The sequence below is a fragment of the Pseudoalteromonas sp. Ld20 genome, from assembly GCF_045064175.1.
In the GTDB taxonomy this organism is placed as follows: Bacteria; Pseudomonadota; Gammaproteobacteria; order Enterobacterales; family Alteromonadaceae; genus Pseudoalteromonas; species Pseudoalteromonas neustonica.
The window spans coordinates 1-18,200 of sequence record NZ_JBISHB010000032.1 but is presented as its reverse complement, the minus strand read 5'-3'; the positions used below and the strand labels follow the sequence as shown (position 1 = coordinate 18,200).

Sequence of the window (18,200 nt, the reverse complement as noted above, 5' to 3'; positions counted from 1 at the left end):
TTTTTAATTCTATTTACGTATGTAATAAAGCAGATTAATTGAATTGGTCAAATAAACTATCTGTACTTAAACCTTCATGCTGTAAAATATCTTTTAAACGGCGCAGCGCTTCAACTTGAATTTGTCTTACACGCTCACGTGTTAAACCAATCTCACGACCTACATCTTCAAGGGTTGATGGTTCATAACCTAACAGGCCAAAACGACGAGCAAGTACTTCGCGTTGCTTGGGGTTTAACTCACCAAGCCAATCTACAATATGCTTATTAATATCGTTATTCTGTACTTCGCCTTCTGGACCAAAGCCTTTCTCATCAGCAATAATATCCAGTAAAGCAGTATCGTTCTCACCACCAATCGGGGTGTCTACTGAGGTGATTTTTTCATTTAAACGCAGCATTTTTGTTACGTCTTCAACAGGTCTATCTAAGCACTCAGCGATTTCTTCCGCTGTTGGCTCATGATCTAGCTTTTGCGTTAATTCACGTGCGGTGCGTAAATATACATTAAGTTCTTTAACAACATGGATAGGCAAACGGATGGTACGAGTTTGATTCATAATAGCGCGTTCAATCGTTTGACGGATCCACCACGTTGCGTAAGTTGAAAATCTAAATCCACGTTCAGGATCAAATTTCTCTACCGCGCGGATTAAACCTAAATTACCTTTTTCAATAAGGTCAAGTAACGCAAGACCACGATTATTATAACGGCGGGCAATTTTAACAACTAAACGTAGATTACTTTCGATCATACGTTTACGAGAAGCTTCACAGCCTTTTAACGCTTTACGGGCAAAAAACACTTCTTCTTCAGCACTCAGTAAAGGTGAAAAACCTATCTCGCCTAAATATAGTTGGGTTGCATCTAAGTTTTTAGTTACTTCCTCTTTAGCAAATATTTCATCTTCGCTATCAACTTCTTCCAATAATGCTTTATTTGGTTCTTCAACCGCTACATCATCGAATTTATCATCAATTACGTCTTTTGATTTTTCTACTTTTGCTGTGTTACCCATGAGCGTACCCTCAAGCAAATAAGTGATTTATTGACCACTTATATATATTCCCGATAGCTAAGGCAGGTACTTTGCAGGGTTGACTGCTTGACCCCGAAAACGAATCTCAAAACGTAGAGCCGTTACTTCTGAGTCAGAGTTACCGACTTCTGCAATTTTCTGTCCTGCTTTCACATCCTGTTTTTCTTTAACTAGCAGTTTTGAATTATGTGCATAAGCACTTAGATAATCATCATTGTGTTTCAATATGATTAAATTACCGTAACCTCTTAGCGCATTCCCCGCATAAACAACCGTTCCTTTGGCTGCGGCTAAAACAGGCGAACCTTTTTTATTAGCAATTTGTAACCCTTTAAAACCATTTTCCTTAGTAGAAAAACGCTGAGTTACTTTTCCTTTAGCTGGCCAAGACCAATGTACCCTTTTATCGTACATGCTATTGGAATTGCTAACTTTTTTACTAGTCTGTTTTTGAACATACTCTCGTTGTTTTGGCTGATCAAGCTCTTTCTTTAATTTTTTGTTATTTTTTTGTGTTTCTTTTGTAGACTTTTTACTCGAACTCGTATATTTTTTCTGCTTTTTCTTTTTTGCTGATGGTTTTTTAAACGTTATTATTTGCCCCGGTTGAATAATGTAAGGGGCTGGAATACGGTTGTTTTTCGCTAGGGTTCTAAAATCTTGTTTAGCACTAAACGCGATTGAATATAATGTATCGCCTTTTTCGACTGTATAGCGATCACCTGTGATATTAACCTTGCTTGTATAAGGTTTTACATTTGTATTTAAACTGCTTACAGGGGCTGGCGCTTGGCGGGATGAGCAAGCACTGAGCAAAACACTTGTAAATAAAGTAACATAGAGAATTTGTCGTTTATTCATAGCGTTTTGCCCTTAATTACCAAAAAGTGATTTTTCAATGCTTAGCGTAGTAAAATGTACGCTATCGCAACTAAAACCACGAGTCCCCAGCCAAGTACTTCAACATATTGACGTAATTTCTGCTCCATTTTAACTCCACCCCATTTCATTAAAGCAGAAACTAAAAAGAAGCGTGCGCCACGACCTACCGCCGACGCCAATAAAAATGGCAAAAACGCCATATGCAATAAACCAGCGCCAATAGTAAACACTTTATAGGGGATAGGAGAAAACCCAGCTAAAAATACAACCCAAACTCCGTAATTTTTAAACCACTCTAAAGCAACGTTAAATTTATCTTGCCATCCCATTTGCGCAATAAGCGGTTCAACAACAGGCTCAAATAACCAAAAACCAAGTAAATAGCCAAATACCCCACCAATAACTGAAGCTATAGTAGTCAGTGTAGCAAAACGCCACGCTTTGCTTGGTTGAGCAAGCGACATAGGCGCAAGCATTACATCAGGCGGTATAGGAAAAATAACTGATTCAGCAAAACTCATCCCTGCTAAATAACGCTCTGCGTGGCGATGTTTTGCCCACACTAATGCCATATCGTATAACTTAGTAAACAATTTCAAAGTAGCTTCCTATTCAATATCGCCAGGTATAAGAGGTACAAACCTCACTGGCGCAATTACATGTTGAGTAAATTTTTCGCCTTCACGCACAACCATCACTAGTTGCTGATCTTCATTACCAATAGGGGCAATCATCACACCGCCATCAGCAAGTTGATCCAATAGTGCTTGTGGCACGTGTGACGCTGCCGCAGTCACAATTATTCCTGCAAAAGGTGCTTGCGACTCCCATCCTTGCCAACCATCACCATGTTTCATGGTAACGTTATATAAATCAAGGTTCTGTAAGCGACGTTTGGCTTGCCATTGCAGCGCTTTTATACGTTCTACTGAAAATACCTTGGTAAAGGTTTTAGCCAGTATTGCTGTTTGATAACCAGAGCCCGTACCTATTTCAAGAACTTTATCACGCACACCGGCTAAACGCAGCAATTCTGTCATTCGTGCAACGATATAAGGCTGTGAAATTGTTTGCCCCTGACCTATAGGCAATGCTGTATTTTGATAGGCTTTATGCTTGAGTACATCGTCAATAAATACGTGACGTGGAACATCTGCAATAGCGGCCAATACGTCTTTATCTTCAACACCTTCGCGCTGTAATAACTCAGCGAGCCCATGTGCACTGCGTGTATAATTAGCTAGCACCGTTGATCTCCATTGTTTTGAGCCAATCACCTACCGCTGCTAAACTATCTTTTGCGGTCATATCTACACTTAAAGGTGTGACTGATGCGTAACCATTATTGATAGCAAAAAAGTCGGTGCCAACTCCAGCATCACTTTCGGCCCCTAACACACCATACCAATAGATATCGCGTCCCCAAGGGTCTTGTTGCTTGGTCATAGTTTCAGCTTTGTGGCGTGCGCCTAAGCGCGTTACCTGCACACCTTTTAGTTCACTTAATGGTATATCGGGCACATTAATATTAATGATCTGATCTTTAGGAAGGGGGTGCGATGCAAGCTCTTTAATTATACTGACCGTAACTGCCGCTGCCGTTTCAAAATGGTTGCCCTCTTTAGAGCATAATGAGACTGCCACCGCAGGCAAACCTAAATGACGCCCTTCAGTTGCCGCCGCAACAGTGCCTGAATACAAGGTATCGTCGCCTAAATTAGCACCATGGTTTATACCTGCAACAACCAAATCAGGTTTTTCATCAAGTAGTTCATTAACCCCTAAATGCACACAGTCGGTAGGAGTTCCATTGACAGAAATAAACCCATTTTCTAGTGCTGTTGCACGTAATGGGTTCATCAACGTTAATGAGTTACTTGCTCCACTGCAATTACGGTCAGGCGCAACAAGTGTCACATCGGCAATTTGTGACAGCGCATGATAAAGCACCGCAATCCCTTTAGCATTTACGCCATCATCATTACTTAGCAGAATTTTCATTGGAAGCGTCCTTCTCTTTATGTACGCGTGGACTGGCGTCAGTGTAATCCACCAGCTCACGTAATAATGCCGTTGCAAAAGTCCCTTTTGGTAAACCAAAGCTCAATTTAATGGTGGTTTCATCAACCGTTTCAACCGCTAAATCTTGTGGTATCAAACGCAGCATTCTGCGTTCGTTTTTAAGCCCTAATTCACCTAGCCCTTCGCACCACTCTTTATATGGTTCTAGCCATATTTTTTCTTGTTCAGTAAGGCCTTTTTCGCTAGTGCCTACCAGAGGCGCTGACATCATAATATCGCCTGAGGCGAGCCTTGCTATGTTTTCATCACTGATTGCATCTTCAAAAAAAGCATTGCTACCACTGAGCATAAATACTTCGCGGTGCATGGTTTTAGCCAAACCATGTTCAGCGACTCGCAGGTTCACTATTTGATTAAACACATACGAGCGCGCTGCAGAGATTATTAAACCACGCAGTTTTTTGTCACGGATACGCTCACCGGCAAACATTTTTTTAGCCATCACTAGGTTATGACCGTCGTGACCAAAACGTTGTTCACCGAAGTAATTGGGCACACCAGCACGTACTGCATTTATTCGACAAAGAATATCAAGCGGCTGAGTCACATTACGCAAGGTTATAGTAAATTTGTTACCTTTGTGACAACCAGTGCGAAGTTTACGGTTATGGCGTTGTTGAGAAATAATAAACAGTGATTCACTATTGAGCTCTGTAAAATCAATGTCTTTTTTAATAGGCACTGGCACGCTAAACCATTGGCTACAAACACCATGGCGATCTTTCATACCTGCGTAACTTACATCGCGCGGTGAAATACCGGCTTTTTGAGCAAGCAATTTGGCAACATATTGGGTGTTTTCGCCTTTTTTAACCACTTGCAAACACACATGCTCACCGCTACCCGTAAACTCTATACCTAAGTCTTCATCAACCATAAAGTCTTCAGCAGTGGTTTTAAAATCAGCTTTTGATAATGGCGCGCCATATAGATAATTTAATTCACTCATAACAGCTCTTTGCTCATGATCACGACGGCGTGACTCGATATACCTTCTTTACGCCCTTCAAAACCTAGTTTTTCCGTGGTCGTTGCTTTTACATTTACTTGACTAAGCTCTGCGTTTAAATCTGTGGCTAAGTTTGTTCGCATAGCTTGAATATGCGGCAACATTTTTGGTGCTTGCGCAACAATGGTTACGTCTGCATTACCAAGTACATAACCTTGCTGCTTAGCTAAGTCGACAACATGGCGCAGTAAAATACGGCTATCGATATTTTCATATTCACTGGCTGTATCCGGAAAGTGCTTACCGATATCGCCCATCGCCAACGATCCTAAAATAGCATCGCACAATGCGTGGATCGCAACATCACCATCGGAATGAGCAAGAAAACCCTGTGGATACTCTATCTTTTCACCACAAATTGTTAACGGGCCTTCGCCACCAAACTTATGGACATCAAAGCCATGGCCAATTCTAATCATGATGCTTTCTCACTGTGTTGTTTTTGGAGTAAAAAATGGGCTAAATCTAAATCTTCAGGCGTGGTAATTTTAATGTTATCGCTTCGTCCAGCGATAAGTTTGACAGGCTTATTGGCCCATTCAATAGCTGATGCTTCATCGGTGATAGTTACACCTTGTTGTAATGCGCCCTCTAATGCCGCTTTTAGTTCGTGATATTTAAAAAGTTGAGGAGTCAATGCTTGCCATAAATCATCGCGCGGAACAGTCTGTTCACTGTGAGTATTACCGCGCTTAATGGTGTCTTTTACTTTACTGGCTAAAATCCCGCCTTCATTTGCATGCGTACATTGCGCGATGAGGTTTTCAATGTCATCAATCGCAACGAGTGGCCTTGCGGCATCATGCACCAATACCCAGTCAGGGGGGTTATCTGACAAAGCCAATAAACCATTGAGCACTGAATCAGCGCGCTCTTTACCGCCCACAGTCCTAATAATTTTGACATCAATAAACCCTATATTTTGATAAAAAGGGTCATTGTCACTCACCGCAACGACTATCTTACTTAACTGCGTAAGCTGCGCTAATTTCGCCAGTGTGTGCTCTAAAATCGTTTTCCCTGCCAAAATAATGTATTGCTTTGGCATACTATGCTGCATACGACTTCCCACCCCTGCGGCTGGAACAATGGCAGCGATTGTTTGATTATTTTTCATTATATTGCTGGCTCGGTAAAACACGTATAAATGTCTCTGCGGGTTTAATCATCCCAAGTTCATTACGGGCACGTTCTTCGACCCCTTCTTGACCAAGCTTTAAATCTTCAATATCAGCTTTGAGCACTTTATTACGTTTAATAAGCTTGGCATTAGTATCTTGGTGAGAAATTACCGCATTTTTTAAGCGACTATAATCTTGTAAGCCATTATGACCAAACCATAAACGATACTGCACAAACAGTGCTAAACACAGCAAAGTAAATTGAAATAGTCGCATTAAACACTCCTTGATTATCTTTACCAGTACAAATTTAATGCGATTGAGGCAACTGGTATTATATTTTTTTAACGTGAACATACGGGCGTTTTAAATTACGCCAATTGATATTGCCTGCAAGCAGCATTTCTCTCAGTGATAGAGTTCGCGGTGTACAACGTTTAGCAAAATGCCATTGGTGACCACAACATGCAGCAGCCATTGTGGCTTTGCTGGGCTTAAGTAACACAACAGCTAACCCATCAAGTGAGCGCCCTGCGCAATCAAACCAACCGTGCTCATTACAATGCAGTTTATTGTCGCTTACTTGGTCGATGCTGTCTATTGCAACACGAGTATGATTATCGTTATTAACCAATAACGGCACTATTAAACCCGTTTTTTTATCTGTTTGATAAAAAGTACCATTCTTTTTTTCGTCGGGCGGGTGCGCTGTTTGTTTCTCAAGCCAGCAGCCATTTTGTGGATCTAATTGAAAAGGCACTTGGCCATTTACGATATGTGTCGCTGCGCATTCAACATAATAAGGCAGGCTTTTTAGTGTTTTTCGTAAGCGCGATTCATTGAGCTCATGCGTAAGCCGATTTATTTCTCGCGCATAAAAAGCGTTACACAGCTGTGCATAAAGCACACGCTGCGCATCTGATTGCCAAATATCACCTTGTTGATGGGGATCACTTGCAGCCAACACTTATACTCAAAAACGTTTAGTTAACTATTTTATAGCACAGTACTGACCGCATTTTAAGCTATTTACTTCGCTTGTGGCTTTGCGCCTAGTTTAGCGTCACCCGTTTCTAAAAATTGAACAACCTCGTCGCGCTTTTTGCCTAATAGCAAACTACCATCAGCTAAAAACATAAAGTTTTGCCAATTGCGCTTAAATACATCAAAACTGGTTTCGATAATATTATCGCGGGCAATACAAAAATACACCGTGGTATTTGCTTGCCAGCCTAAGTGATCAAGAATGTCTTGAGGGAGTTGATCTGCGCCTTCTTCCCATGCAGCTTCCCAATGGATAGTTTGCGTAAAGTTTTCTTCGTTGCCACACCAATCTGTTTTTTCAAAAAAATCGGGATGATCATGCTCGCGACTCACCATTGTACTCCATAAAACCGCAGCGCGCTCATGGCTCATTGGTTTTATTAAAGCAAGATCTTGCTCATTAACAGGGGCATCTTTATGGCGAAAAACCCACGCTTTTTTGTAATCATCTAACGGTATATAGTTCATAATAGTAGCAAATTAGTTAGCATTAAAAGTGCAAGCGCAAATTATACAAGAGATCAAAACATGACTACAGCAATAAAACCACATTCCCTCAAATCAGGCATATATCAACACTACAAAGGCCCTAAGTACAAAGTATTTTATGCTGCCACTCATAGCGAAACGCACGAGCAGCTTGTTATTTATCAAGCCCTTTACGGCGAGTTTGGCATGTGGGCACGCCCACTGAGTATGTTTTTAGAGACCGTAGAAAAAGACGGCCAAACCATCCCCCGCTTTGCTTATCTTGGCGAGGCCACTTAGATATGGCATCATGGCTAACATTATTACTGCTCAGACCAGATAGGTATTACCGTGCAATTTCATTCTACAGATAACTACATAGCAAGTAATTCGTTAAAACAAGCTGTTAATGCGGCTATTTTGCTTGAAAAGCCACTCCTTATAAAAGGCGAACCCGGTACAGGTAAAACCATGCTGGCTGAAGAACTCGCTAAAAGTTTAGATACCACGCTTATTCAATGGCATATAAAATCGACCACCAAAGCACAACAAGGTCTGTATGAGTATGATGCGGTATCGCGCCTACGCGACAGTCAATTAGGCGATGAGCGCGTTCATGATATTGGTAACTACATTGTTAAAGGTAAATTGTGGCAGGCATTTACTTATGGTGAAGAACATAACAAACGCCCGGTATTATTAATTGATGAAATAGATAAAGCCGACATCGAGTTCCCTAACGACTTATTATTAGAGCTCGATAAAATGGAGTTTCATGTTTATGAAACCGGTGAACGTGTAGTCGCTAAGCTACGCCCTATTGTGATCATCACATCAAATAACGAAAAAGAACTACCAGATGCCTTCTTACGTCGTTGTTTTTTCCACTACATTGATTTTCCATCGAGCGATGAAATGCAACAAATTGTTGATGTACACCACCCGTATGTTAAACAAGATTTAGTACGCCAAGCGCTGGAAGTATTTTTTGGCTTACGTGAAGTCAACGGCATTAAGAAAAAGCCATCTACCAGCGAACTACTTGATTGGCTTAAACTTTTAATGGCCGAAGACATCGACGCAAAAACGCTGCACGACAAAAGCCAAAAAGGCGGCTTAATGCCAATGTTTGGTGCGCTTTTAAAAAATGAACAAGATATTAGCTTAATCGAAAAACTTGCCTTTATGAGCCGCCGTTAAGATGTTGATTGCGTTTTTCTTCAAACTACGGGAATACCGCTTACCAGTGAGTTTGCGTGAGCTACTTGACTTGATCAACGCGCTAAAAAAAGGCGCGGTATTTGCCGACATTGACGGTTTTTATTATTTAGCCCGCACTATTATGGTTAAAGACGAAACCCATTTTGATCGCTTTGATAAAGCCTTTAGCGATTATTTTACTGGTATTGCCGATCTCGACTTATTAGAAAGTCTAAAGCAACAGCATGACTTACCTAATGATTGGCTGCGTAAAGAGTTTGAAAAACACCTGACGGATGAAGAAAAAGCGCAACTCAAAACGATGGGTGGTCTTGATGAACTCATGAAAACCCTCAAAGAGCGCCTAGAAGAACAACAAAAACGCCACGCTGGTGGCAATAAGTGGGTGGGCACAGGCGGTACATCGCCCTTTGGCGCCTATGGCTACAACCCTGAGGGCGTGCGCATAGGCCAAGACGGCAACCGTAACCGCCGCGCTGTAAAAGTGTGGGATAAACGCGAATACCGTAATTTAGACTCTGACCGTGAAATAGGCTCGCGCACCATTAAACTCGCCCTTAAAAAACTACGTAAATTTGCTCGCACAGGCGCAAGTGATACGCTTGATTTAAATGAGACCATTCGCGCCACAGCTAAGCAAGGCGGCATGCTTGATGTAAAAATGGCACCAGAGCGTCATAATGCAGTAAAAGTATTAATGCTGTTTGATATTGGCGGCTCAATGGATGATTACATTCACACCTGCGAAGAGCTATTTAGCGCCGCCCACAGCGAGTTTAAACACTTAGAGTTTTACTACTTTCATAACTGCTTATACGAACACGTTTGGCAGGATAACCAACGCCGCCACTCAAACGTTATCGACACCATGACGTTGATCAACAAGTTCACCAGCGACTATAAAGTGATATTTGTGGGGGATGCCACTATGGGCCCGTATGAAATAGCCTACCCCGGCGGCTCAGTTGAGCACTACAACGAAGAACCCGGCAGTGCATGGTTAAACCGTATCACCGATCACTTTGATAAAGTCGCGTGGCTCAACCCGCAACCCGTTGAACACTGGCGTTACTATCAATCAATTGATTTTATAAAACAGTTGATGGATAACCGTATGTACCCACTGAGTTTAGATGGGATAAGCAATGCAATCAAAGAGTTGAGTTAAAGCGTGGATTAACCACAGCTCCGTATCTATTTAGAGCACCCAAAAAAGAGGAAAAAGGCAAGACGCGACCTCATTTGCCATTTCCTGTTGTAGCCTTTGTCTGCGACAACCACATTACTTGTTGGGCAATTGGCTACGAGTGACTCTGTATGGACGATATCATGCATATTTCCACAGGATAATTCATAATAAACAGGCAACCCTTCACTATCTACTGAAGGTGAATTTTAGTAGAAGTACCACCTCGACTTTTCCCAATTGATTCATTGTCAGCAGTTCTTGCACCGCAACTATGTTGGTGAGCCCTGAAAATACTGCCATCAATGAGGACCAATCCATGTTGCATCACGAGATAGTGCGCGAAAAAATTCATTCAACATCCCTTTCTTAGACCATAAATTAAACCGTCTGTAGATAGCACTCCAACGGTCAAAATAAGAAGGTAAATCTCGCCATGGAATACCTTTGCCATCTTATACAGTATGCCTTCGAGCGTTTTTCTATGGTCGGGCTAATTATAAATTCGACCACTTAAGTACATTATTTTTGATAAGACATTCCATGTACCGTCTGTTAACATTAATCTTGGTATGAGGGTTCGGTGTAACGTTTTTTAGTGCATTCAATTATACCTCACCTTCGTGTTGTTTGTTTTTTATACTACAAAGTTCAACACTCCCTAGATTCCGCATAAATTTCTTCTTCGAGTTTTTGTCCCTGGTACTTTATCGAAACAGTTAGACTGTTTTATCTATTTGAAAAGAAACAGAGCTAAGTGAACGTTTTAGCAATGTTGTTTAGAGTTTATAAAAGGTAATTGAGAAATTAGTATTTAGTCTAAGAAGGAGGTAGATTGACATAAAGTTACTCCGCCATCAAATAGCTTGAAAAAATGGCCTAGCGCTACCAAACCGAGTAAGCGCCAAAGCCAGTATGTTAACTTACTTTACGCTCGGCTCTAGCTTCCATAACATCTTTAAATTTACTGTAGCCTTTAATGAACGAGGCAATGCCTGGTGCGCACAAGGGTTTAGTGCGGCTCGACGCACATATTTCATAAAACTGATCATCGCAAAGTGTAATAGCCATAAGCCCATTTTTTGTGGTTTCCCAATTACCTAATTGTTTGTATGCAGGAAAATGCTCTCGCGCCCAACTTGCATCGTGGATAATAGTGGTGCTTAAAATTTCGGGGCGTAATCTGAACATATCTAAACACAAGCCAGTTACATGAAATTCAGCTTGTTTAGACTCAAATAAGGCTTCTAAGTCGGCAATTTCTGGGTGTGCATACAATTCTGTTAAGTAGTTGTTTGGGTGCGAGTTAGTGCGTTCAGGATAACCAAAAATCTCTTCGGCAACTTCTCGTATCACCTGATCTTTAAAGTTTAATTCGCGATCATAATCAAAAGGATTATTTAATACTGGCTGAAACATACTCGCTGGTATAACGTGCGTGTCGTTAAAGCCATTCGCTTTTTTTGCCATTTTGGCAAGCAGCGCCTGGTAACCACGCTCTTCTGTGTTGTATATAAACAAGCAAGCACTGCCTAGCGAGTATTCACCTTGAGAAAAGTCATTGTCAACGACAATGTTTTTGAGTCGCTGTGCCCATTCCTCAATGTTTGCGCTGTTCATATAGTCGCTAAGCATTGCACTATTTAAACCTGGGAAGCCACCCACAATATTGTAAAAGTGTTTGTCGCAGTGATACAAATTTTTAAAGTAATCACTCACCGCGCACTTCATTTCACCGGTTTGTAACGATAATGACTGTAGCGCAAAAGTCGGCGCATTAAAAATTACAGGTTTTGTTTTTTTAACCGCTGCTATGTAATCTTCAGGGGGATCATTACTGTCTAAAAAGCTCAGAGTATCGCTAAGTTCTAAAGCTAAACCGCCTGGTAATAGGTCGATTGCCGGATAAACGTGCTGTTGTCCATTAAGTGGATTGTTTATTGTAAACATTTTGGAAGCTATAGATTGCTGAGCAGACTCGCCCAAAAAGTTTGTTAAGGATTCAACATGCACATTCAAAAAATCGGGCAATAGACGCTCTTTATAATAAGGTAAATAATCATCACCCATATTTTCGACCGCTTCAAATTCGCTAATGCTTTCACTGTTGCAATCTTTAAGCAGATTTTCATACTTCACTCTTAAAAGGTGCATGGAGCTTTTTCTGGTATAAAGCGGGTTAATAGATGGAAAATATTGTGATAGCAAATCGAAAGCCTTTGTAATCACAGCTTCTTTTTCACTTAGCTCGTCTGACAAATACTCTTGAATTTCAGTTAGTTTAAAGAAGCTGTGTTTGCCTACCATTCCGTCATTTATCCAACGAGTTGCTGAATTTCGGTGAATTTCTTTATTAATGCTGTCTTGTAGTTCAATGTCGCACTTAGCAGCGTCTATATTCCTGATAAAGTGAGCAAGTTTTTTCCAGTCAAATTCACTTAACAATAAACGTATTTTTTGTGAAACTTCTAATTTAGCTGTCATGGTATTTATGTCCTTACTTCTTAATAATATTGCTGCATCACACTATCGCGATATCGTGATTTAGCGCATCTGGCACATCTAATTTAGCTAGCCAGTGTACTATTCAAAAATTCAACTAGTCCTTCGATGTTGTCGTATTGAGATACATGATCGACAAGATTAGCAACCTGAGGTGTGCAATTTGCGGGCGCACCAGCCACCTTGCAAACCGATAAAAAGTCTAGGTCGTTTTTAGAATCGCCAAAGCCAATAAACTCCTCCGGTGACCAATTATTTTGTGCGCATAATATTTCTAAGGCCGATAGTTTTGAATGTGACTTCGGTAAAATATCAATCGCCGAATTAGAATGCGTAACGTCTAGTTCTTCAACATCGCTAAGCAGTTCATTTATTGCAGTAAATTCCTCCTTTATATCAGCGAATCGATCATTCACTAAACGCAAGCTCAGTGTGAACTGCTTGTTTGGTTCAAATACAGCGGCCTTTTTAAATTTATCAACAATCCTGTTGCTTGCTTGCTCAATTAAGGCGCTTTCTGTGTTGTAGATGTATTTGTTTAAGTGAGGATCAAATATGGCCGCGCCATTTTCACAAATATAAGGCGTGTTTAAATTCAATATTTGGCTAATACACTCCAAATAACCTTGCGCTCTTCCGCTCGCAAGGACTAAGTGAATGTCATTTTGCTCAACGATTTTTTGCAATCTTTGGAACGTATCTAAATTGAAGGAGGCAAATCTCCCTGCACTTAAACACCCATCGACATCTGTTATTACCTTCACCATGTTTAACACCTTATATGCCTAAATCAGTATCGTCACCATAAATTCAATAGTTTCATAAGTAAATGAAAAATAAACAATAAACATTCATGAACGTGCATGAACAGTGTCGTGCACGTTCATGGATGTATCTTTGGGTTTTGCTATATACAGGCTTAAAAATTTCTCATAACTTGAATTTACCGCAAATCAACAGGGTGAATAATGAAGAAGTTAAAAATCATGTGTTTAGGCGCAATTGCAATGCTCTTAGTGAACGGATGTGCTTTACCGCCTGCTCCTGGAAACAACGAAACCTATCGTCAAATTCAGATGCAGGAAATTCCCTTACCTAAAGCTAAAAAGCAACCACGCTTTATAACAAAAAAGTCATTACTAAAACTGAAATCATCAGGAGATGAAAAATGAAAAAGACACTACTTAGCATTTTACTTAGCGGGTGCATGATTTGCTCAGCACATGCGAACGAGCAAGACCAAGCCAAGCTAGATTTACTGTACAAAAGTGCCAATAAGGTATCGGACAGCAGTGAAAAAAGCAATGAAGCCCGAAGCATATTTAAGGAACAAAGCAAGCAAACGCTTTTAGCAGGTGTAAATGCCTTAGCGAATAGCGACTTGCTCAAAGAGCGTGTCGAAAATAACGATCGGCATGTTGCGCAGTTCTCAGTATTGTTCTTACAACAACAGCTAGAGCTCAAGGAAGTATTACTCGAAGAGGCCGAAAAGGAGCTACTCGCGGCCGAGTGTAAATCGAGCGATAGCTGTCAACTCTTACGTGAGTACATCGCGCGAACGAATTCGCACATTACGGATTTAAATTCTTCAATCAGTAAATACTCAGTTAAGGAGTAGGTCATGAAAATTCTTTCAATTGCACTTGTATCACTATCAGCAGGACTCTCTTTTCAGCTTTCTGCCAATGTTAACAATATCAACGACGGGGGCACAGAAGTGGTGGTTCCCTTAGGCACACAAAAAAGTGATAAGGACTTAATCGCAGAGATTAAAAGCATGTCTAGTTTGGCATCTAAGCTCATTAATTCTGCAGGCGAGCTAACCAACTCATATAAAGCGGCCTTAAGTAGCGCACAAAGGTTGCATGGTTATTGTAATGCACTTGCAGATCAATCGCTGCAACTAGCCGTGTTTCAAGAAGCATATCAATCAACGTGCGAGCTGTCGTTACAGCAGTTAGAAAACATCGCTCAAGATGTATTGGAGGTAGTCACTACCTTGCCTGCAGAGGTTAAGACCAATTCTCTGATCGTTGAGCAAGCTGATCTTATCCTCGAGACCCTCCAGGCTAGGTTGCAGTCTAAAAATGCATTCTCGGGCACCCTACAACTTTTGGAAGACTATCAGATTAGTCAGGCCAATTTAAATAATGCCAAAGCTAAATAAGGAGTCAGACATGAGACTTAGAAAAGTAGTACCAATGGTATCGGGTGTTTTGCTAAGCAGTTCAGTTCTTGCGAGTTCTATTCTAGAGGTTGAGCAGTACATTATGCCAACCGAGGTTTACGCATTGGCAAGTAGTATGTTTCAGTCTGAGAGTGATGAAACACGAGTGGCATTGCTTCGTGAATTTAAAGACCTCAATTACAAAGCACTGTTTGCAGATAAGCACCCATCTGTTGTGCAGGAGGCTGAGCAAATTTTTGTGTCGACACTTGAGTTAGCGCAAGCGCGAGAGAGCGACAAAACAAAGGACGATGCTATTGCTACCTCAACTTATTGTTTGGCCATGCTTGCGAGTAACGTCAACGCCTTTGCTTCACTCGAAGAGTTAGAACTGCGCAAGTTTCAGCTAGGTGCGTGCGAAAATGCAGTCCGTAAGGCGCATATAGGAGAGCAACGGCTAGACGCAAATAAGCTAACGTTCGCTTTGCCTAGCTCAGCCGAAGTAATTGGGTTTTCAGCAACAAACAGTGCAGCGATTATTTCAGACCGTGCTACTTGGACTTTAAAATTGCTTTTGTTAGAGCCGGCCTATTCGCTTAAGTCGGTTAAATTTTATGGCGAAGAGGTGAATGCTGAGGTATGGGAGGCACTTAAAAAGATAAAACCCGACATAACAGAAATGGTTTTTAAACATACTAACAACGATCAGCCTTACCTTGAAATTTACGGCTCATCTGCTGCAAAAGGTGTACTGATAAGCCTAGATGATCTGCTGTTGGGAGACTATTCAAGCTTAGGTGTGAAGTATGCGTTAAAGCAAGGAGAGTAGGCATGAAAGCGCCTATTCTTGCAATGGTAACTTATGCACTGGGCAGCATTTTTGCTGCCAGTGCTTCGCCAACGAAGTTGAGCGGTGAGTTTGTTAAATGCAGTAATCAGGCCGACTCACGAGCCGATAGCGTATTGCTTTTGCACTTAGCAGCGTGGCCCGAATCGCTCAGCCACTTTACAGAAATCGATACGATGACATCGCGTGAGATGAAAGAGGCGGCGAGTACCTTAAGTGAAGAACTGCTTAATTTTTCTCATCAGTTTTCTGCACTGGTGAATTTAAATCAAAAAGCCTGTCCGAGTATCGATCTTGTATCGCAGATGCATCACAAATTTATTGTGGTGAGCTCTTTACAACACGAGCTGCTGGTGGTTGCCGAACTACTGGCCCTAAATCAAGAAGCGCAGAGGGCTGCTAGTAAATTGCAACGTCAAGTTCGCCACTATACAGAAATTAGGGAGAGCAGACATGAACCATAAATGGGTGGGCTTACTAGTCGTGTTTAATATGAGCTTAGCGACTTCAGCCTTAGCGTCTGACAAAAGCGTAGCACTCGCTCAGGCTCACTGTATTAACAATAAATGCGATAACAAATCGGCAGTTAAATATGCGATTAGCGCAGCTCAGGAAGGAACCTGCTTGTTGTTTTCTTCGAACTCTAATTTAAAGGTATTTTCTTTCGCAAAAAAACCAAACAAAGACTGGTGGATTGTCACAAAAAGTCAACTTAAGGAGCACCAATACCAATCAACAATTGCATTTGCCAAGGTCTTTGCCGAAGCAAGTACAAAGCAAGTTTATCTTGCAGAGCCAGTTAAAAATCTAGAACAAGCGCTGGTCGATTATTGTCTAGCGACCTACCACAATTTCAAATTTAAGCACGAAAACGCGATTGGTTTTCTTGTGCCAAAAAAGTGAGGTGACTTATGACTAAAACCCTTCCATATACATTAGCTTTATTAACAATGCTTGTGAGCTATGCGTCAATGATTGCAATATTTGAATCTGATGAAAAAGCCGAAGAGCTGACAGTGAACGCACAAAAAACGGAGGCCTTACAGTTTCGTTCGGGTACGAGTGACGACAATTGTGAATGGGTGGCGCTTGCAAACGACAACCCTAAGCTTTGCTGGGAGTTTGCAGGTAGCAATTACGCGCCCCCAACCGCATTTAGAGTCAATAAAAAAAATGGTCTAAACCTCGCAGACGAAAGCTGTGAAATCTATAACCAACTGCCCAGTATCCAGTCAGGTGCAGCATCGTTTAAGGGCAATGCCGTTAGATGGGTATGCCCGGTATCAATCGGAAAAGGATCGTAAACATGCAAAGTACACTTATTATTTATGCAGTATTATCATCTATTTTAGGACTAACGGTTTACGTGACTTCGGCAAAACTACTAAAACTAAAAGTCAGCCCTGTAATTACACAGCTCGAAAAGCATGCTATTTCATCGTGTTTGCTGATTGGTATTTTAGGGACCTACATTGGCTTTTTTATTGGTTTTAGCGAAGGATTAAGCCAAGAAAGCACTGCAGAAGCCATTGCCACAGCAGTACCCACCTCTATTGCAGGCTTAATCGTCGCTTTACTAACAGCGACTATGGTGACTTTACGCGGAGATAAAACCCATGAATAAACACATTGGATGGTTAGCCGCAGACTTCTGGTCTATTTTGACCATGGCTATATTGTTGTTTTTACATCAGCCAGTGGCGCAGCCTGTAACGCACAATTTTAAAGCCTTGCCCGCAGAAGCCGACTTACTGCGGGTACTTGATGGTCAATATCAGGTTTTTCATCACAACAAATGGCAGGCCGTTACTCGCAGCTACAGCGAAGAACTAAGACAGTGGCTAGTGATTGCTTGTAATAATCCTAGGCAATGTGCCGAGCCATTTGGGATAAAAGCGCTACAGGACGAAAAGTTGTTGATTGCACTGCCAGCTAACAACAAACAGCAGGCCGAAAAGCTGCTATATCAAAAATGCGCCATCAAAGGTCTTTGTATTGACCTTGAAATTGTTCATAATGGTAACGAAGTGAGCATTTTTCAGAAGAAAGCCAAAGGAGTTACCCATTAGAAAACCCCAGTCAAGCAGGCAGCTGTGTTTTCTTTATTTTTTATTAAAAAACCAAGTGTTGTTATTTTTTAAACTTACTTTAAATATGACTATGCATTCAGTAATGAAGTCGTTTGGTATGAATATGCTCCATTCATCTATATGAATTTAGGCCTTCAACTAAGTATCGTTGATGATTAATTAAGGCCCTCAGCCTCGTTTAGTGCCACTGCCTGTCCAGCTTTTGACATTCACGCCTGTGAAGAGCGCTTTAGCTCCGCTATTCAAACGTTATTGACACCATGACGCTGATCAACAAATTTACCAGCGACTAGAAACTGATATTTGTGGGGGATACCACTATGGGCCCGTATGAAATAGCCTACCCCGGCGGCTCAGTTGAGCACTACAACGAAGAACCCGGCAGTGCATGGTTAAACCGTATCACCGATCACTTTGATAAAGTCGCGTGGCTCAACCCGCAACCCGTTGAACACTGGCGTTACTATCAATCAATTGATTTTATAAAACAGTTGATGGATAACCGTATGTACCCACTGAGTTTAGATGGGATAAGTAATGCG

General features: G+C 41.3%; 25 protein-coding genes and 2 pseudogenes. 13 read left to right on the top strand and 14 right to left on the bottom strand.

Annotated features, from left to right (window positions below; genetic code table 11):
- Positions 1–34: 34 nt before the first annotated feature.
- The 11 genes from rpoS to ACJJVX_RS08115 form a co-directional block, all read right to left on the bottom strand.
- Positions 35–1,018 (bottom strand): RNA polymerase sigma factor RpoS, encoded by a 984-nt coding sequence (gene rpoS, locus ACJJVX_RS08165; RefSeq protein WP_405630980.1) that lies wholly within the window; start codon positions 1,016–1,018, stop codon positions 35–37.
- Between the two features lie 57 nt (positions 1,019–1,075).
- The gene (locus ACJJVX_RS08160) at positions 1,076–1,900 is read right to left on the bottom strand and encodes a peptidoglycan DD-metalloendopeptidase family protein (RefSeq protein ID WP_054454923.1); all 825 of its coding nucleotides are present in this window, start codon (positions 1,898–1,900) and stop codon (positions 1,076–1,078) included.
- 41 nt (positions 1,901–1,941) lie between these two features.
- Positions 1,942–2,520, bottom strand: a complete 579-nt coding sequence (locus ACJJVX_RS08155; protein ID WP_054204284.1) for a YqaA family protein — start codon at positions 2,518–2,520, stop codon at positions 1,942–1,944.
- A gap of 9 nt (positions 2,521–2,529) precedes the next feature.
- Positions 2,530–3,168, bottom strand: coding sequence for a protein-L-isoaspartate(D-aspartate) O-methyltransferase (locus tag ACJJVX_RS08150; RefSeq protein WP_054204285.1), 639 nt, complete (start codon positions 3,166–3,168; stop codon positions 2,530–2,532).
- Positions 3,158–3,922, bottom strand: coding sequence for a 5'/3'-nucleotidase SurE (surE, locus tag ACJJVX_RS08145; RefSeq protein WP_054204286.1), 765 nt, complete (start codon positions 3,920–3,922; stop codon positions 3,158–3,160). Before surE ends, ACJJVX_RS08150 begins: the two co-directional genes overlap by 11 nt.
- The gene (gene truD / locus ACJJVX_RS08140; RefSeq protein WP_054204287.1) at positions 3,903–4,952 is read right to left on the bottom strand and encodes a tRNA pseudouridine(13) synthase TruD; all 1,050 of its coding nucleotides are present in this window, start codon (positions 4,950–4,952) and stop codon (positions 3,903–3,905) included. Before truD ends, surE begins: the two co-directional genes overlap by 20 nt.
- Entirely contained in the window at positions 4,949–5,431 is a 483-nt protein-coding gene (ispF, locus tag ACJJVX_RS08135; RefSeq protein ID WP_054204288.1) for a 2-C-methyl-D-erythritol 2,4-cyclodiphosphate synthase, read from the bottom strand. The genes truD and ispF overlap by 4 nt, the downstream gene beginning before the upstream one ends.
- The gene (gene ispD, locus ACJJVX_RS08130) at positions 5,428–6,129 is read right to left on the bottom strand and encodes a 2-C-methyl-D-erythritol 4-phosphate cytidylyltransferase (RefSeq protein ID WP_054204289.1); all 702 of its coding nucleotides are present in this window, start codon (positions 6,127–6,129) and stop codon (positions 5,428–5,430) included. Before ispD ends, ispF begins: the two co-directional genes overlap by 4 nt.
- Positions 6,119–6,409 (bottom strand): cell division protein FtsB, encoded by a 291-nt coding sequence (gene ftsB, locus ACJJVX_RS08125; protein WP_054204290.1) that lies wholly within the window; start codon positions 6,407–6,409, stop codon positions 6,119–6,121. Before ftsB ends, ispD begins: the two co-directional genes overlap by 11 nt.
- A 58-nt stretch (positions 6,410–6,467) precedes the next feature.
- Positions 6,468–7,097: a hypothetical protein gene (locus tag ACJJVX_RS08120; RefSeq protein WP_211841981.1), complete on the bottom strand. Its 630-nt coding sequence runs from the start codon at positions 7,095–7,097 to the stop codon at positions 6,468–6,470.
- Positions 7,098–7,162: 65 nt separating this feature from the next.
- Entirely contained in the window at positions 7,163–7,645 is a 483-nt protein-coding gene (locus tag ACJJVX_RS08115; protein WP_054204292.1) for a DUF2947 domain-containing protein, read from the bottom strand.
- A 60-nt stretch (positions 7,646–7,705) separates the two neighbouring features.
- On the opposite strand from ACJJVX_RS08115, the gene ACJJVX_RS08110 reads away from it, so the two are divergent.
- Genes ACJJVX_RS08110 through ACJJVX_RS08100 form a run of 3 tightly spaced genes read left to right on the top strand, consistent with a single transcriptional unit; the run spans position 7,706 to position 10,034 of the window.
- On the top strand, positions 7,706–7,945 hold the full coding sequence (locus tag ACJJVX_RS08110; RefSeq protein ID WP_342884621.1) for a DUF1653 domain-containing protein: 240 nt from the start codon (positions 7,706–7,708) through the stop codon (positions 7,943–7,945).
- A gap of 51 nt (positions 7,946–7,996) precedes the next feature.
- Positions 7,997–8,845, top strand: a complete 849-nt coding sequence (locus tag ACJJVX_RS08105) for a MoxR family ATPase (protein WP_054204294.1) — start codon at positions 7,997–7,999, stop codon at positions 8,843–8,845.
- A gap of 1 nt (position 8,846) precedes the next feature.
- Positions 8,847–10,034 (top strand): vWA domain-containing protein, encoded by a 1,188-nt coding sequence (locus ACJJVX_RS08100; RefSeq protein WP_405630974.1) that lies wholly within the window; start codon positions 8,847–8,849, stop codon positions 10,032–10,034.
- 86 nt (positions 10,035–10,120) lie between these two features.
- Here the strand turns inward: ACJJVX_RS08100 and ACJJVX_RS08095 are convergent.
- From ACJJVX_RS08095 to ACJJVX_RS08085, 3 genes and pseudogenes are all read right to left on the bottom strand, one after another.
- Positions 10,121–10,626: pseudogene (locus ACJJVX_RS08095) on the bottom strand (IS5 family transposase); the annotation flags it as partial.
- Between the two features lie 344 nt (positions 10,627–10,970).
- Entirely contained in the window at positions 10,971–12,536 is a 1,566-nt protein-coding gene (locus ACJJVX_RS08090) for a hypothetical protein (protein WP_405630971.1), read from the bottom strand.
- Between the two features lie 83 nt (positions 12,537–12,619).
- On the bottom strand, positions 12,620–13,321 hold the full coding sequence (locus ACJJVX_RS08085) for an HAD family hydrolase (protein ID WP_405630968.1): 702 nt from the start codon (positions 13,319–13,321) through the stop codon (positions 12,620–12,622).
- Positions 13,322–13,522: 201 nt separating this feature from the next.
- On the opposite strand from ACJJVX_RS08085, the gene ACJJVX_RS08080 reads away from it, so the two are divergent.
- The 10 genes and pseudogenes from ACJJVX_RS08080 to ACJJVX_RS08035 all read left to right on the top strand — a co-directional run.
- Positions 13,523–13,726: a hypothetical protein gene (locus ACJJVX_RS08080; RefSeq protein ID WP_405630967.1), complete on the top strand. Its 204-nt coding sequence runs from the start codon at positions 13,523–13,525 to the stop codon at positions 13,724–13,726.
- Positions 13,723–14,172, top strand: a complete 450-nt coding sequence (locus tag ACJJVX_RS08075; protein WP_405630964.1) for a hypothetical protein — start codon at positions 13,723–13,725, stop codon at positions 14,170–14,172. Before ACJJVX_RS08080 ends, ACJJVX_RS08075 begins: the two co-directional genes overlap by 4 nt.
- A gap of 3 nt (positions 14,173–14,175) precedes the next feature.
- Positions 14,176–14,721, top strand: coding sequence for a hypothetical protein (locus ACJJVX_RS08070; protein ID WP_405630962.1), 546 nt, complete (start codon positions 14,176–14,178; stop codon positions 14,719–14,721).
- Between the two features lie 10 nt (positions 14,722–14,731).
- Positions 14,732–15,550, top strand: coding sequence for a hypothetical protein (locus ACJJVX_RS08065; RefSeq protein WP_405630960.1), 819 nt, complete (start codon positions 14,732–14,734; stop codon positions 15,548–15,550).
- Positions 15,551–15,552: 2 nt separating this feature from the next.
- Positions 15,553–16,032, top strand: a complete 480-nt coding sequence (locus tag ACJJVX_RS08060) for a hypothetical protein (RefSeq protein WP_405630959.1) — start codon at positions 15,553–15,555, stop codon at positions 16,030–16,032.
- On the top strand, positions 16,022–16,471 hold the full coding sequence (locus ACJJVX_RS08055; RefSeq protein WP_405630957.1) for a hypothetical protein: 450 nt from the start codon (positions 16,022–16,024) through the stop codon (positions 16,469–16,471). Before ACJJVX_RS08060 ends, ACJJVX_RS08055 begins: the two co-directional genes overlap by 11 nt.
- An 8-nt stretch (positions 16,472–16,479) precedes the next feature.
- On the top strand, positions 16,480–16,872 hold the full coding sequence (locus tag ACJJVX_RS08050; RefSeq protein ID WP_405630956.1) for a hypothetical protein: 393 nt from the start codon (positions 16,480–16,482) through the stop codon (positions 16,870–16,872).
- A gap of 2 nt (positions 16,873–16,874) precedes the next feature.
- Positions 16,875–17,192, top strand: coding sequence for a hypothetical protein (locus tag ACJJVX_RS08045; protein WP_405630953.1), 318 nt, complete (start codon positions 16,875–16,877; stop codon positions 17,190–17,192).
- Positions 17,185–17,637: a hypothetical protein gene (locus tag ACJJVX_RS08040; protein ID WP_405630950.1), complete on the top strand. Its 453-nt coding sequence runs from the start codon at positions 17,185–17,187 to the stop codon at positions 17,635–17,637. The genes ACJJVX_RS08045 and ACJJVX_RS08040 overlap by 8 nt, the downstream gene beginning before the upstream one ends.
- Before the next feature lie 257 nt (positions 17,638–17,894).
- A pseudogene (locus ACJJVX_RS08035) lies at positions 17,895–18,200 on the top strand (hypothetical protein); the annotation flags it as partial.

Bases quoted from the DNA above. Each gene is read 5' to 3' on its own strand.
- rpoS (WP_405630980.1), bottom strand. From the start codon at position 1,018: ATGGGTAACACAGCAAAAGTAGAAAAATCAAAAGACGTAATTGATGAT.
- ACJJVX_RS08160 (WP_054454923.1), bottom strand. From the start codon at position 1,900: ATGAATAAACGACAAATTCTCTATGTTACTTTATTTACAAGTGTTTTG.
- surE (WP_054204286.1), bottom strand. From the start codon at position 3,922: ATGAAAATTCTGCTAAGTAATGATGATGGCGTAAATGCTAAAGGGATT.
- truD (WP_054204287.1), bottom strand. From the start codon at position 4,952: ATGAGTGAATTAAATTATCTATATGGCGCGCCATTATCAAAAGCTGAT.
- ispF (WP_054204288.1), bottom strand. From the start codon at position 5,431: ATGATTAGAATTGGCCATGGCTTTGATGTCCATAAGTTTGGTGGCGAA.
- ispD (WP_054204289.1), bottom strand. From the start codon at position 6,129: ATGAAAAATAATCAAACAATCGCTGCCATTGTTCCAGCCGCAGGGGTG.
- ftsB (WP_054204290.1), bottom strand. From the start codon at position 6,409: ATGCGACTATTTCAATTTACTTTGCTGTGTTTAGCACTGTTTGTGCAG.
- ACJJVX_RS08115 (WP_054204292.1), bottom strand. From the start codon at position 7,645: ATGAACTATATACCGTTAGATGATTACAAAAAAGCGTGGGTTTTTCGC.
- ACJJVX_RS08110 (WP_342884621.1), top strand. From the start codon at position 7,706: ATGACTACAGCAATAAAACCACATTCCCTCAAATCAGGCATATATCAA.
- ACJJVX_RS08100 (WP_405630974.1), top strand. From the start codon at position 8,847: ATGTTGATTGCGTTTTTCTTCAAACTACGGGAATACCGCTTACCAGTG.
- ACJJVX_RS08090 (WP_405630971.1), bottom strand. From the start codon at position 12,536: ATGACAGCTAAATTAGAAGTTTCACAAAAAATACGTTTATTGTTAAGT.
- ACJJVX_RS08085 (WP_405630968.1), bottom strand. From the start codon at position 13,321: ATGGTGAAGGTAATAACAGATGTCGATGGGTGTTTAAGTGCAGGGAGA.
- ACJJVX_RS08080 (WP_405630967.1), top strand. From the start codon at position 13,523: ATGAAGAAGTTAAAAATCATGTGTTTAGGCGCAATTGCAATGCTCTTA.
- ACJJVX_RS08075 (WP_405630964.1), top strand. From the start codon at position 13,723: ATGAAAAAGACACTACTTAGCATTTTACTTAGCGGGTGCATGATTTGC.
- ACJJVX_RS08070 (WP_405630962.1), top strand. From the start codon at position 14,176: ATGAAAATTCTTTCAATTGCACTTGTATCACTATCAGCAGGACTCTCT.
- ACJJVX_RS08065 (WP_405630960.1), top strand. From the start codon at position 14,732: ATGAGACTTAGAAAAGTAGTACCAATGGTATCGGGTGTTTTGCTAAGC.
- ACJJVX_RS08060 (WP_405630959.1), top strand. From the start codon at position 15,553: ATGAAAGCGCCTATTCTTGCAATGGTAACTTATGCACTGGGCAGCATT.
- ACJJVX_RS08055 (WP_405630957.1), top strand. From the start codon at position 16,022: ATGAACCATAAATGGGTGGGCTTACTAGTCGTGTTTAATATGAGCTTA.
- ACJJVX_RS08050 (WP_405630956.1), top strand. From the start codon at position 16,480: ATGACTAAAACCCTTCCATATACATTAGCTTTATTAACAATGCTTGTG.
- ACJJVX_RS08045 (WP_405630953.1), top strand. From the start codon at position 16,875: ATGCAAAGTACACTTATTATTTATGCAGTATTATCATCTATTTTAGGA.
- ACJJVX_RS08040 (WP_405630950.1), top strand. From the start codon at position 17,185: ATGAATAAACACATTGGATGGTTAGCCGCAGACTTCTGGTCTATTTTG.